Consider the following 13,001-nt stretch of genomic DNA (forward strand, 5'->3'; position numbering starts at 1 on the left):
TACGTTACGGTAAAACTTCTATTTGTGGCAAATCAAGCAGGAGCCACCACCTTCGTCATCACCATAAACATCATCGATATCTTCGGGGCTCTCTTTAGTAGGCCGAAGTGGGTTACTCGGGATTCGCTTGCGCAGACGTGCGCTGCGGGCTTCATATTCGGCCTTGATTTCGGAAATCCGCTCGGGCTGCTCTAGTTCACTCAGAGACTCTCCTTTTGACCAAGTGAAAGGTGATCCATGCTCAAGAGCATCCTTCTCAAGCGCTTTAGCGGCGTCGAAATCGTCGGGGTGGCGCTCTTTAAGTCGCACCCACTCAATTTTTTGTTGGAAGAAGCAGAAGGTGCAACCGCTACGGGAGCGCCATTCATAATAACTGGGATAGCCCACACCTGAAGACTCCAAGATATCCATGACGCCTGCTTTGTCTATCCCAGCTTCGCGGAATGGCAACTTGATGAGTAGATTGTATTGCTTGGAGGAGTATCCCTCACGATAATCCTCATCAGCTCGAATAGCCACGTAAGAGGTGACTTTATCTCCGGACTTGAGCATTGGGGTGACCCATTGTTCAAATGGCTTTAGCTTGAGCATGCGGGTGCACCAGCGGGTTTGCGCTGAAGGTAAATAATTATTGTACTCTTTCAGCCAAAATTTGAAGTCACGGCGCGGGTTAAGTCGCAAAATGGGCTTGCCAAGATAGCCCTCCAGGCGACCTAAAAACTCATAGACTTCCGGCAACTCCTCCCCGGTATCGGTGAAAAAGTAGTCAATGTCCAGTTCCGGATGGGTTTGCCGCATATAGACCGCCAGTGCAGCACTGTCCTTACCACCTGATAGCCCTAAGACGTGGCGCTCAGCCATGAGAGTTCTCCTCTTCAGCAGCTAACTGCATGCCTGCTTTGGCTAGGATGGCAAGAAGGACATTGGTACTTAAACCTTGTTTGCGCAGTTGGCTAGCAATTGCGTCGGCTTGGGACTCAACGGCTTGACGATTGCGGTCGGTGATATCGAAGGATCGAGAAATCATCTTGGCGCTAGTTCCTGCTCCAATCACCACTGCGATAGCCTCACTATTGGGCTTGCGGCCCCTCACTGAAACGAAAGCCTCCGCCTGCCGGAAGCGAAGGGAGACTTTGGAAATTTCTAGCATCGCAGCATCGATATCGCGGTCGTTCCAGTCGCGCGGAGGTTTGTTGGCAGCAAGACTTAGGATTCCTTCAATGCTTGTTATGCTTCCATCGTACTTGGCAAAGCGGGTGGCAAATGAGTCTTGGCGTAAGTCGCCTGTAATTCCTGCCACCGCCTCCGCACGGGCTCGCAGGCGATCTAGCTGATCGCCTGGAGCATCGAGAGCCTCAAGCATCATGGCTTCCACTAGCCTTAACATGGATTCGTAGGCGCTTGCCAATTCAGCTACAGGAAGGCGAAGGGCCTCCACGTAAGCCTCACCATCGCTGGTATCCAACAAAGCAACGAGATCAACAAACAAGACTTTATGGGGATCTTTGGCCTTGAGCAAAGTATCTCGAATAGATCGAGCTCTATCACTGAGTCGATGCGTTCGTTGAGCCCAGGCAGGCAGCTTAAACACCAAGGCAACTAGGCCGCGTGCAGCCTCTAAAGGATCGCGGGCCTCCGCAGCATGCCCGACATCAGCCAAGATTTGTGCGATGCCCTCCAAAATGTGCGTCTTCTCTTCGTCAATTACTACCCAGCGCAAAGAGAAGCGGCTGGCATCTTGCAGGAACTCGTCGAGATCAGCGTCGGTCAGGCGAGGGATGAACATCCCATCCCTGTAGACGGCAATATTCGATTTATGAGCAAGTAAGAAAGCGGTAAAAAAAACAGGCTGAAGGCCCGCCTTAACGCCAAAGGGCGGAGCACTCCAAAGCTTCAGGATCTCTGTTGCTTTGAGGTGCGTGGAGGCGTCAGTAAAAAGTTCTTTAGTGGCCTTCCACAATGTAGTCAATCGAGCCTCGTTGGACTCGTCAGGAGGAAGGATTCTCCAGTAGCCTTGCATGTCTCGTTGGTGCAGTCCCGTGCTTCGCAGCAGTGTTTCATACAAGCCGCGTTCGGCAGGGAAGCCCTCAATGCCGAGGTATTCGGTTGATTCAAAGTCCAGCATACGGTGCAGCAAGTCGCGACGAGCCTTTACACTGTTACTCGATAAATTGTCACGATTGACGAGCTCGCTCCAAACCAGGGGAGAGCATGGGTATAAATCATCAGCCAAATTGGAGGCAATAGGAGAGAGGTGTGAACTTGCTTCCAGAGGAAATTCGCTTCCATCGAACCATTCGGCGTTAGTTACAGCTGCTTGAAGTTGTTCCTCAAGGTTAGCTTTGGTTGCAGCGAGTCGGGCGTGGACCTCACGGCGAGCAACCGGATCACCTGCAAGCTCGTGCCGCTCTTTAACGGCCTCTAACGCCACCAATTCAGCACTAAGCTCTTCGATCCGAGCGTGGTTCCTAGGTATGCCTACAAGTACGGGCCAAGGGTGACGACAAGAGTATTCTTGGGCGCGTCGCCGGGCAGCCTCAGGGCTCACGTCTCGTCCAGGGAGAGCTAGAACGAAAAGACCAAATTCGCCTTTAGCAGGGATATACTTCTTTCCTACGCGCTCAACATCATCGAGCCGATTGAGGGATAGATTCATCCACCGCATCGTGCCAGTTTCGTGGTAGTGGCGCTTTGCTACCACGGGGTGTAGGCCCATCAACTGCGCCAAATAGGTGTAATCAATTCCTGGCGACGCAGCCAAGGTTTCAGTGATGGCGCGATCAATGTCGAAGTCACTACCCTCGAAGACTGACCATGCCCCTATATGCCTCTTGAAAAGCGCCACCCCCATACGAGAAAGCTCTTTAAGGCCTTGCTCGACTTCGTATGGTGGTATGGGATAGAAGATCGCTTCAAGTACAGCGGCATCTGCGGCTAGTCCCGAGCCATTACGAAACAAGTCGATAATGGCAATGTTCTTGATCAAATCGACCAAGAACTGATTACCGGTTTTAGCTTCAGTTCTTTCAATCGCTTCCACTGCTTGAGACCAGCGATGTCCATCAGGTGAGGCTAAGATCGCCGGCTCCAAATTTGAGCGCAGGTAGTCCCAGTAATTGTTTGGGCGATACCAAGAAGTGGGTGAAAGAGAGGTAGCTTTCAAGTAGGAACTAAAGCCATGCGGCTCAACAGACGAGAGGAAGCCAAAAGTACTGCGCTCATTCTGGCCGAATTGGCGTTTGGATATTGGTCCTAAAAGTGCAGCCAATGCCGAATGCAGTGGCCAACAGCGGGCCAGAGCCTCAGCGAATGTGCTACCCACCGCAGGGCGGCGCGAGCGGATGGATTTAGCAATAGCACTAGATGCTGCTTGCATTGATGATGGGCGGTGCGCGGTCTCAATGGCACGGCCGATGAGCGCCACAACCTCATCGCTGGCTGCAACGAATGGCAAATCAATATATCGACCTTGAACCTTAGACCAGTCATCGCGAGTGTCATGGCCTAAGCGTGTGCCATATTGAGCGAATGATTGATGCAGGATCCCTATGATGACCAGTTTACCTTTGGAGCGTGCGGCTGCTTCAGCAAGCTCTTGGAAGAAGTAGACATCGTCGCCACTCCCCAGAGCTGAGGCCTCTAGGAATTTCCCCATCTCGTCCAGGATGATCAGGACGCCATCGTTAGATAATGCTTCAGCCGTTTGGACTAGCTCGTTGATGAGGCTGTCTGGAGAGACCTTGCCATTTTTTGTGGTTCCGCCTTGAGCTTTGCGGAAGGCGGCTGCAAGTGCGGCAATAACACTCCCGCGCTTCCCGACAACAGGAATCGTCATCCAGCCATTACGAGTCGGAAACGCTTGGTCGAAGTCTGGAATGGTATCGATACGCAATAGGCTCCGAGCTTGCGTGCGTAGATGCTCATCGTGATGAAGTGCGCTGGCAAGTACCACGGCTAACGATGATTTGCCACCACCAAACGGACCTGTCCATGTAAAGGAGCGTTGATTCGTTTCAGCCACCTGCCTAGCCATGTTTTCGACTATAGTGGTGGCAGTGGTGTGGCAGATATAGCCTGCAAGCGCGTCAGCGCGCCCGATATCAGCGTCTATTCGGATTGAGCGCTGGTAGTGGCGAGAAATGCTGACGATGTCTGACAGCATGGTTGTATTGTCATTCATAAGCTTTTCGAATCATTTCAACGCGTAACTCTTTGGTGCTGCCTTTCTTCCTATGGACTTGGCGTAATCCAGAGGTATCGCGCCAGGCCAGCACGCCATCGGTGAGATCTTCTAGTGCTATCAGGCGTTCGGCGACAGAGTCTTCGTCAAGTTTAAACACTCGTCCAGGAGAGCCTTCGCCATAAGCGATTGTCTCGAAGGCCATTGATGTTACGTTATTAGCGGAGTCCTCCCAGAAGTCGATCAATGCAAAAGCGAATAACGCGTTATGAAGTGAGGCCTTAGGACCTCTGCGGAAGGTATATTGTCCCTTGTGGACTTCTTGCAGCAAATTCAGCTCGCCAAGTAGTGGCTCGGCAAAGTCTTCAGGAGAGCCGCTGCCGGAACGAGGGGCATAGCTACGAAGACAAGTTTCCAAGTCACGCGAAAAGGTGGCAGAAGACAGTTTCTTATTTGGAAGAAGCTTGCGAGCATAGGCCTCTAGGGGGCCTTCGAGCTCTTGCCTTGTGAATGTGGGAGCGGTCACATGATTAAACAGCCACCGCCAGGTTGTGGCACGGTTGCCTTTGCCTGCTAACCACCAATGTGCATACCAAGCTGTTGTCGGGTTATCGGCATATGGGTCAAGTCCTCCATCGCGGAAAATCTCAGAAGCGATGCTTGAGACCACAAAGGAGGAGGAATCTTCGTCGGTTTCGCAGAGCACGTCACAGGCCAATGCCCAATGCCGGATCGAGCTGACCATGTTCTTGCCTACGCCAAACAGCGCGATTGCGCTGTCATCTGTGAATGTGCTCTTAGGTAGGCGTCCAGACGCCGCTTGGTCAAATGCTTTCTTCAACCACATTTGGCGCAACGGGAAAGTCTCATGACCCGAGAAATGTATGGGCCGGCTTGATGTTAGTGTGGTTAACATGGCGTCATTCTTGATCGGACTGGTGAAGTCCTCCAGTTTGAAGGACTTGAGGAAGTTTAGAGTGAGGAGGAGGGGGTTGCAATAGAGGGGAAAGGCAAAGTGGACTGTTTAGTAAGCATCTGTGAGGAAAAGGACTTCAAAGCGTCAAGTTATGACGACATCTCCTAGGTAACTGTTTTTAAAGGGCTATTGAAAAGGTATCTCCTGGTATAAACATCATCTCGCATTCAAGGTATGCTAATTTCAAGGCGTGGGTTTTCGATGATGAGAGCAGCCACTTCTAGCGACTCTTCAACAGAAGTTCCTGAATTAGGGAGGTAGCTTGGCGGAGATCTGCTTGATCGTCAGTTTCGCCGTATTGTCCAGGATGGCGATTCATTTCAACGGTCTTTGCAATCCAGCCGTTAATGTTGTACTCGAAATGGATGCGATAGATGCAGTAGCCGGTCCAACTCCGGTGGCAATGCAGAATGCAATCTTCGAAAAAGAGGAACCACTTCTCCTCCATGGCTGAAGGCGTGATGCCCTGATAAATTCGCGCCATTTCAGCGATGGTTACTTCTAGATCAAACTGAGCTGTTGATCGGCGCGCTGGCATGGGTCGTGTTTTCCAGTTCTCACGCAGGGTGATGCGGCATCCCTGATGTACGGGTGAAGGAAGGCAAGCCAAGGCGGCGTCCAATACCGCAAAGTCGCGTTGGCGCCCTGTGCTGTTAGTGGTCTCGCCGATGAGTTGCCTAGCTTCGTCTACGTTGGCCCACCGCAGTCTGGCGGTTTCTTTGTTGCTAAAATTGGTGTTGCAGTCTCGCTCCGTTGTTACCATCAGGAAGTAACGGTTGATCGATGTTCCTCCAGTGAATTCTCCGGGTATGGGGCACAGGATTCTGGCCGTGATGCCCGTCTCCTCCTCGACCTCTCGCAATGCGGTTTCGCGAGGAGTCTCCCCTGGATCAGGGCGTCCCTTGGCAAAAGTCCAGACGTATCCATCGAAATGGTTGGCGACCTCCCTGAGCAGAAGGTAGCCTGCCGAATCGATAACGATGCCACCGTAAGCCAAACTCTTGCCCGGGGAGGGAAGAACACCCCAAGGCAAACCATCTGGTCTGGTCAGGGACGGCTCAGGTAGGTCTTCCGGTATATCAGCGAGCATCGACCAGACCTGGCTATATCGATTGGCACGACTTTTACCGAGGCTGTCAGCAATTTCATCCTTGAAGTTGGGGTAGCTGATATCCTCGGCGATACGCTTGAAGGCGTCGGCCACCTCATGGTGTTGGGCGGTTGCGCGCCACGGATAATCGGAGCCGGAATGGGCAAGGCTAGGCCCCAACTCGGGCAGGTAATGATGGCGCAGCCGATCAAGGTCACCGCGAGTCCTGCTCAGGATCGTAAGATGCGGTTCATTCGGCTTCTGTACGATACTGAAAAAGCCGAATTGGGTCATAAGCCACATGTTTATTCCTTCAATGTGGTGTGGGGGTATACTCTCAGCATCCCAGATGGATGGAGCTTTCGGCAAGCTCTACTTTGTTCGGCGAGCACGAGCGAAGACGCGTAGGACACTTAGGGAGAAGAAAATGTTGATCCATGGCACGCAATACTTCGATGAATTGAAAGACGCTCTGACCAAAGCCAAGCAAGCCTCACTGGCAGTAGCCTTCTGGGGAAGTGGCGCAGCACGACTCTTCAACGAGTGGCGTGGCAATTCACTACGCATCATCTGCAATCTGGCCTCTGGTGGCACCAATCCCAATGCTATTCGGGAGTTGCGCAAACTTGCTAACATTGAGATCCGGCATCTATCAGACTTGCACGCCAAGCTAGTACTGACTGACAGCCGCTTGATCCTCGGTTCAGCCAATGTATCAGCCAATGGCCTGGGTCTTGAACTGGATGAAATGGTTGGCTGGCGAGAGGCAGGTATCAGCACCAAGGATGTCACGCAACGACAATCCGCCAGTGTCTGGTTTGAACAACAGTGGCAGGAAGCACAACTCGTCACTGACGCCGACCTAGATGCCGCAAGCGCTGTCTGGCAAAGAAGGCGCCAAGCGCGGCCTCGGTTGAATTTGGGTCAGTCCCTCATCGAGCAGCCTCCTCATGTACTCAGGGATAGACCAATCTATCTGGCTGTTTTTAGGCAGTATGCAAGTGACCGCGCTCGCCAGGAATTGGAGCAGGTCAAGCAAGCCATTGTCGAGGAACAGCCCGAGAGCCGTCTCCTAGCCCGCCTAGAGGTTTTTGAGGGCTGGGATGAGCGGGACTTAATGGCTGATCCCGAATCTACGCTGATTCAAGTTTATTGGGGATCTCGCGGGAGAGTATTGATTCACGATGTTGTTCGCCCAGTCCCTGAACTTCAAAGCTTCTATATTGATCAAGATGAAAATGAAAAAATCATGCTGGACTTCATGGTCAAGCAGAATGCGGTAGGGCCATGGTCCTTCAATAGGGATGATAGGCTTCGCCTGATTGAGCAAGTCCGGCCATGGCTTGAGCTTAATGGCCCAGAAATTGGTGAAGGCCGTTGTTATCCCTTCTATGAGTTCCGGCAATGGGAATTAGATAACCACGTATAGAGGTATTAAGCTCTTTGTCGAGCGGCTTGACTTTGGAGTTGCGACCGATTGGTTAGTGAGGAAGAAACACGGCCATCTCAGCCGCGACAAACTGATAGCGCGTAGGTTGGCCAATATCTGCTCGAGAGTCATGATCTGAACAGGGGCAAAAAAAGAAGTCAAGGCGGGGGCCGCCGGACTTCTTACATGTAATGTAGGCCCTCATCAATGTTGATTCTGCATCGTGATTCTGCGATCCAGTTTCTCCGTGAGCCTGGCCTTTTGATGAGATGCTGTCGGTTGATCAGTCCGCGATGTTTGGCTTTCGGCATCGGTGTCGCTGTGCCCCTCTCCGGTAGGGTAAAACTCCTCTAGGACAGCGGGAATTTCCTCCTCGCCGAACTCGAATGCGGCATTGCCGAAACCTTCCTTCGCAATGGCGTCCAAGGCATCTTGGTCCAGACCGGTTTCCTTCCGTTGATTCTCCAGTTCCCTCGCTGCAATCACCGCTTGTGTCAGCGTCATCCCATCGCGCACCGTCAGGTCCACGTAGAAAATCGCCGACCGATGGCTCTGCGTTGTACTCTTCCCACGAATGCGAAGCTGCAAGGGCAGGCAAGCAAGCAGCTTTCCCGATATTTCGTGGTAATACCTCAGCCGCGCCGTAAGTGTCCGGATGCTATTGAAGCCGGTGGTGCGGAAGATAAAAGTGCCGATTTCATCGTCATCCCCCAGCTTCACGTTCAACCGGCCATACGGCTTGCAGCCGCCATTGGCTGCAAAGTCACACAACAGCGGAGATGGGCATTCCAGCGTCTGCACACCCGATTGGGTAAAGCGCCGGCACTTCTCGCCGTTGCCCACGCACACCGGCCGTCCGGTTTGCCGGTCAAACATCGAATATTCCGCCCGCAGGTTCAGGTCAGGATCGTTGAACAACATCCGAACCGGGATTGAACGCAGCTTGCCGCCCGGTGCGTCCTTACGGTACTCCTCGTCCAGCGGGTGAATGATCCAGTTGCCTTGCTGCTGCACCTGGGTGGTCAGGGTGAACTGGTCGTCTTTCTCCGGTAGACGCTTACCGTTTTTCTCGACCACGCGGCCGATACTGATGCGCCCAAGCACGGGCGGGGTGATGGCGAGACCTTTGATCATGGTCGTGTCCTCAATGAGCTTATATAAAGAAAGAAGCCCGCACCCGGTCTATCCGGGGCGGGCGTTATGCCGTCGTGGCATGGGTCAACTGTTGACGATAAAGCGGCGACTGCCGGATCGGGTCAGAGGGTAGCGTTGCATCAGGTCGGGCTGTTCCTTCAACAGGCGTGCCGTATCGAGTGTTGTACTGTCCTTGCTCTTCCGCCATGACACGCTGCCAGTGGCAAAGATCGCCCGGCTGGCGTCACCCATCCGTTGCTGGATGCGCTGCTTCAAGACTTCTTCCTTTTCCTGCTTATCAGCGACTTCCTGCCTGACCTGCAACAGATCGGCGAAGGCGTCCGACAAATGAATGTCCTCCGACAAATCCAGCGTATTCCCGGCATCCTGGGGAAAGAGGAAGCGCAGCGCCTTGCCCGCCGATTCCGAACCATCCGCCGGTGGCGGTGTATCGGTTTCGACGTAGCGCCAGAACTGTCGCTCCAGTTCCACCAGCTTGGCGATCAGCTCATCATCGCGCTCAATCCTGTGAATGCGGATTTCCTGCCCGCAGACCAGCACGCAGACATCCGCCGCCTCCTTGCCGGTCACGGCCAGTTGATGCTGCACCTGCAACTGGATGTACTCCGGCACGCCGTCCCGCCAGAGGAAGGACCCGTGAAACCCGGCGGTCTTGCACTCCAGTATCTGTACTTCTTCGTTACCGGAAACGGTGTAATCCAGGTTGGCGAGCATCCAGGATTTATCCGGATCGGGATGCTGGAGCACGGCATTGATGCGCCGGACCTTGCGGCCGGTGTGCTTGGTGTAGTGCCGGGCGACGATCGGCTCCAGCAGGCTGCCCCAATAGATCGGCGAGGCTTCATCGAAGGGATCGGGCTTGGGCAGATCTTTGTCCCGGCCGGTCTTGATCATCCACAGTTCCAGCGGTGACAGGTATGGGTTGAGGCCGACTGCAGCGGCGGCATCACTGCTGCCGATGCCTTGCTTGCGGACGTTGAGCCAGGATTCACGGCTCAAGGTTTGGGTGTTGACCAGGCGCAGGGCCTGAGGGCGTGGACGAAACGCGACTTGGGATGGCTGCATGGTACTTCTCCAGGGCAATAAAAAACCCGCGTGACCAAAAAAGATCGCGTGGGTTTTAGGGTGGGGGCTTGTTCAATCGAATAAAAAAGCCCAACCGGAAAGGATTGGGCTTTTTGGTTGCAGCAGGGATCAGGTGTTACAACCGGGCGTCCTCCATCAGTTTCGCCACAGTAATTCCGGTTGCTTGGGCAATACGCGCCAAGGTCAGAATGGCGACATTGTTGTCACCCCGTTCAATGCGGCCAAGATGACTTCGATCTATTTCGGCTTTCAGGGCCAGTTCTTCTTGCGACAGCGAACAGGCGAGCCGGGCACGCCTGATAGCGCCACCCAAGGCGATCAGTACCGGGTCTTGTCTGTAGCTGGTCAAGTTTGGCATGCATCAATAGTTACGATATGATGCATTTGAAGCCACGGTACATGTACCGCAATTGAGCGTGATCGGGAGTCGGCGAGCCCGTCCGATATCAAATCAAAAGGAAGGGGAAGTTATGGTGAAAACGATTGTGCGCATTGGAGCAATGACGGCTCTGTTTGCGTTTCTGACGGGGTGTGGGGATGCGCCGGTGGACGTCAGCTTGGAGTCCTCCACGACAGGAAATGGTTCAAGGGTGGTGATTTCATCGCGGGTGGATGATGTCGAGCTCCAGGGATTTTCTATCAACCGGGGGAACTGCCGAGGTTCATTCTTCGAAAAGGGTCGGCATTTGAAGTTTGGGCAAATCAGCAAGATTTTTGCCAGCTGCAACCCTGAGAACGTCAAGGAGGTAGAAGTCAAAACCGATCAAGGTGAATTCACATTCAGCTTTGACTGACCGGCATCGCTGCCACCAATCCAAGGAGAATCCAATTGTTGTCCCCAACAGAGTTAAAGGATCGTGTCGATACCAAGACCGTCAATATGGTGCTGCTGACCTTCGCCACGGGCGGGTTATATCCCTTGTTATGGCTGAGCCGCGTCTATCCGATTCTGGATGGCATCACCAAAGTCAAAACGGCTACCCAGACGTATGTCATTTGGGTGGCAGTTTGCGTTGGACTGGGCGGGTTGTTCATGCGTGCGCAGGAGGATGAAATGGCCGGTTTGGGATTCCTGATATCGTTGGCCGCCAACGTGATGTATATCGTCTGGTCGTTCAGCGCCAAGAAAGCGCTGGAAGAGTACGCCCTGCAAAACTTCAAGATCGACTTGCGGATGAATGCGTTCTACACCTTCGTCTTCAATGTCTATTACATCAACTACTGCATCAATCACATTCCCGAAGCGGACCGTCGTCAGAAGATTCTGGTGGGGGACACTCCAGCCTGAAGGAAACACTGCCCTGACGTCCTCTGGGCGCAGGGCAGTGTCGATGACCATCCTCCAGAGTCAGTGCGCGACACCGATTTCAGCTTCCAGGCAGAGCGGACCCCGCCAAAACTCGCGCAGTTCCTGATGCAGGAAGCGGTTAATCAACCGGGCGATGGCTTCCGCCGCCTGATCGAAGGTGGGCAGGCGGCCGTTGTTCTCTAGCAGCCAGCCCCCCAGCCACGCGCCGAATGCCGAGACCACCTCGTACTCGAAGACGCCGGGGAAATCGAGGTCGTGCCGGTTCCAAACGTCCGCGATCTGTAACCATAATCCGGGAAGGTACTCGCAGACGGCCATCACCAGCTCCAGGCAGCCGCAACCCCAGCTATCCAGAATCAGGGTGACGCGCTCCTGATCCCGCGCCGGGGCCAGCAGCCCCTCGTACAGAAAGCCGCCCCAGACGGCGGCGACATTCACCGGCAACGGATTACCCGCGACCGGAGTTGATGCAATGCAGACCATGACAGTCTCCTGGGCCGAAAAGGCCATGACTTGAAAGGAAGATGAAATTGGAAATGCCTTAACTAGGGGGAAGGGCGACGTACAAGCAGAGGGCAGGGAGTAGGCTGTAGCTGTCAGTGAAACCCCACCGACTGCTTGCCCTCGTAGAAGATCACCGCGTCCGGATGCGCCTCGGCCAGCAGTGGCAGCCACCAGGCCGGACCCGTCAGCGGCTCATGCCGGTCGGCCGAACCGTCATTGGCGCTGACATGGATTTCCAGACAGTTCGGACTGGCCACCATCTCCCGCAGCAGGCCCCACTCAATCCGCCCGGACTGAACAGCCAGGATGTGCAGGTGCGACAGGTCCAGCGCATATCGGACGCCAGATTCAAACAGGGTCCGGTATTCCGCCCAGCAGCCGAACAGCCAAATCCCGCTCGGCGTCGGATAATGGCCTTCCACCCCGACGGGAATGCCTAGCATCTCCTCGACCTCGCGGGCATGACGCAACACCTGCGCCACCGTCGTCTGATCCCGCCGCCCGGCATGGGCGGTATAGGCCGGAGCCTTCAGCGCCGCCGAAACCCGCGCCAGCCGCTCGAACCAGTCCCGCTCCTGCGGCCAGTGCGCCAGATCCACCACCCGCTGCGCCGACTCCAGCTGCACGTTGGCATGCAGCCGCCACTCGATGCCGGGGTAGGCCTTCACCAGCTCAGAGGCGAAGTCGGCATCCAGCCGTCCCCGTCCTTGCGGGCACAATTGCAGACGTTGCGCCGACAAAAGCCCCAGCACCGGATCGGATGGGGTGTGATGCACCGCCTTCGACACCGCAAGGCCGTGCGGCATCCGGCCGTAGGCTCCCAGCGACACATGCACCGGGCGGTCGCTCTTACAGTTCATGGACATAATCCTGACTCTCCGTGAAATACTCGGTGTGCTCCAGCTTCAGCGTCCCCGCCACGACATCGAGGGTGACGCAGCCGCTGCCGCCCTCGTTGTTCTCCCAGCCGCCGTGCGTATCCCCCACCCAGTCCAGGGTGAATTCGGAGGCGGCCTGGTGCAGGCTCATTGGCTGATCCGCCGTGCGGTACTGATAGCGCCCGTCCTCGAACTCTCCGATCCGGCAACGCAATTCGATCATCTCGGTGCTCAGCGTGGGCAACAGCTCTGGCGGCTCCACTGAGACCTCGCAGATATCCCCGGAGTCACCGCCTCCCTCGTATGCGACTACCACCTGCCGGACACCGAGCCCGGCCAGCGCCCCGAGCAGACGGTCCCGGTTCAAGGTCCGGGAATCCTCCGCCGGTAATTG

13 protein-coding genes are annotated in these 13,001 nt (G+C 54.8%); 3 read left to right on the top strand and 10 right to left on the bottom strand.

The genetic code is table 11. The features are described from left to right. Positions 1 to 18 precede the first annotated feature (18 nt). From EV700_RS07655 to EV700_RS07670, 4 genes are all read right to left on the bottom strand, one after another. Entirely contained in the window at positions 19 to 861 is an 843-nt protein-coding gene (locus EV700_RS07655; protein WP_130412387.1) for a phosphoadenosine phosphosulfate reductase family protein, read from the bottom strand. Then, the gene (locus tag EV700_RS07660) at positions 854 to 4,180 is read right to left on the bottom strand and encodes an ATP-binding protein (RefSeq protein WP_130412389.1); all 3,327 of its coding nucleotides are present in this window, start codon (positions 4,178 to 4,180) and stop codon (positions 854 to 856) included. The genes EV700_RS07655 and EV700_RS07660 overlap by 8 nt, the downstream gene beginning before the upstream one ends. Next, positions 4,173 to 5,027: a DUF4007 family protein gene (locus tag EV700_RS07665; RefSeq protein ID WP_242610212.1), complete on the bottom strand. Its 855-nt coding sequence runs from the start codon at positions 5,025 to 5,027 to the stop codon at positions 4,173 to 4,175. The genes EV700_RS07660 and EV700_RS07665 overlap by 8 nt, the downstream gene beginning before the upstream one ends. A gap of 349 nt (positions 5,028 to 5,376) precedes the next feature. Further along, positions 5,377 to 6,549: an NUDIX domain-containing protein gene (locus EV700_RS07670; RefSeq protein WP_207224606.1), complete on the bottom strand. Its 1,173-nt coding sequence runs from the start codon at positions 6,547 to 6,549 to the stop codon at positions 5,377 to 5,379. 124 nt (positions 6,550 to 6,673) lie between these two features. Here EV700_RS07670 and EV700_RS07675 point away from each other — a divergent pair, with 124 nt between their 5' ends. Next, positions 6,674 to 7,675 (top strand): phospholipase D family protein, encoded by a 1,002-nt coding sequence (locus tag EV700_RS07675; RefSeq protein WP_165391375.1) that lies wholly within the window; start codon positions 6,674 to 6,676, stop codon positions 7,673 to 7,675. A 204-nt stretch (positions 7,676 to 7,879) separates the two neighbouring features. Here EV700_RS07675 and EV700_RS07680 read toward each other — a convergent pair whose 3' ends face one another. The 3 genes from EV700_RS07680 to EV700_RS07690 all read right to left on the bottom strand — a co-directional run bounded on the left by EV700_RS07680 (position 7,880) and on the right by EV700_RS07690 (position 10,265). Continuing rightward, on the bottom strand, positions 7,880 to 8,809 hold the full coding sequence (locus EV700_RS07680) for a recombination directionality factor (protein ID WP_130412395.1): 930 nt from the start codon (positions 8,807 to 8,809) through the stop codon (positions 7,880 to 7,882). An 84-nt stretch (positions 8,810 to 8,893) separates the two neighbouring features. Further along, positions 8,894 to 9,895, bottom strand: coding sequence for a YqaJ viral recombinase family nuclease (locus tag EV700_RS07685; RefSeq protein ID WP_130412397.1), 1,002 nt, complete (start codon positions 9,893 to 9,895; stop codon positions 8,894 to 8,896). A gap of 136 nt (positions 9,896 to 10,031) precedes the next feature. After that, positions 10,032 to 10,265 carry a helix-turn-helix domain-containing protein gene (locus tag EV700_RS07690; protein WP_242610213.1) on the bottom strand — a complete coding sequence of 78 codons (234 nt, stop codon included), beginning with the start codon at positions 10,263 to 10,265 and terminating at the stop codon, positions 10,032 to 10,034. 121 nt (positions 10,266 to 10,386) lie between these two features. On the opposite strand from EV700_RS07690, the gene EV700_RS07695 reads away from it, so the two are divergent. After that, the gene (locus tag EV700_RS07695; protein WP_130412401.1) at positions 10,387 to 10,710 is read left to right on the top strand and encodes a hypothetical protein; all 324 of its coding nucleotides are present in this window, start codon (positions 10,387 to 10,389) and stop codon (positions 10,708 to 10,710) included. 35 nt (positions 10,711 to 10,745) lie between these two features. After that, complete coding sequence (locus tag EV700_RS07700; RefSeq protein WP_130412403.1) at positions 10,746 to 11,204, top strand: hypothetical protein; 459 nt, start codon at positions 10,746 to 10,748, stop codon at positions 11,202 to 11,204. A gap of 60 nt (positions 11,205 to 11,264) precedes the next feature. Here the strand turns inward: EV700_RS07700 and EV700_RS07705 are convergent, their stop codons facing one another. The 3 genes from EV700_RS07705 to EV700_RS07715 form a co-directional block, all read right to left on the bottom strand. Then, positions 11,265 to 11,708, bottom strand: coding sequence for a hypothetical protein (locus EV700_RS07705; protein WP_130412405.1), 444 nt, complete (start codon positions 11,706 to 11,708; stop codon positions 11,265 to 11,267). Positions 11,709 to 11,821: 113 nt separating this feature from the next. Then, the gene (locus EV700_RS16835) at positions 11,822 to 12,589 is read right to left on the bottom strand and encodes an apurinic/apyrimidinic endonuclease family protein (protein WP_165391376.1); all 768 of its coding nucleotides are present in this window, start codon (positions 12,587 to 12,589) and stop codon (positions 11,822 to 11,824) included. Next, the gene (locus EV700_RS07715) at positions 12,579 to 12,923 is read right to left on the bottom strand and encodes a DUF6878 family protein (protein WP_130412407.1); all 345 of its coding nucleotides are present in this window, start codon (positions 12,921 to 12,923) and stop codon (positions 12,579 to 12,581) included. The genes EV700_RS16835 and EV700_RS07715 overlap by 11 nt, the downstream gene beginning before the upstream one ends. Between the last annotated feature and the right edge of the window lie 78 nt (positions 12,924 to 13,001).

It is taken from the genome of Fluviicoccus keumensis (genome assembly GCF_004217445.1).
In the GTDB taxonomy this organism is placed as follows: domain Bacteria; phylum Pseudomonadota; class Gammaproteobacteria; order Pseudomonadales; family Moraxellaceae; genus Fluviicoccus; species Fluviicoccus keumensis.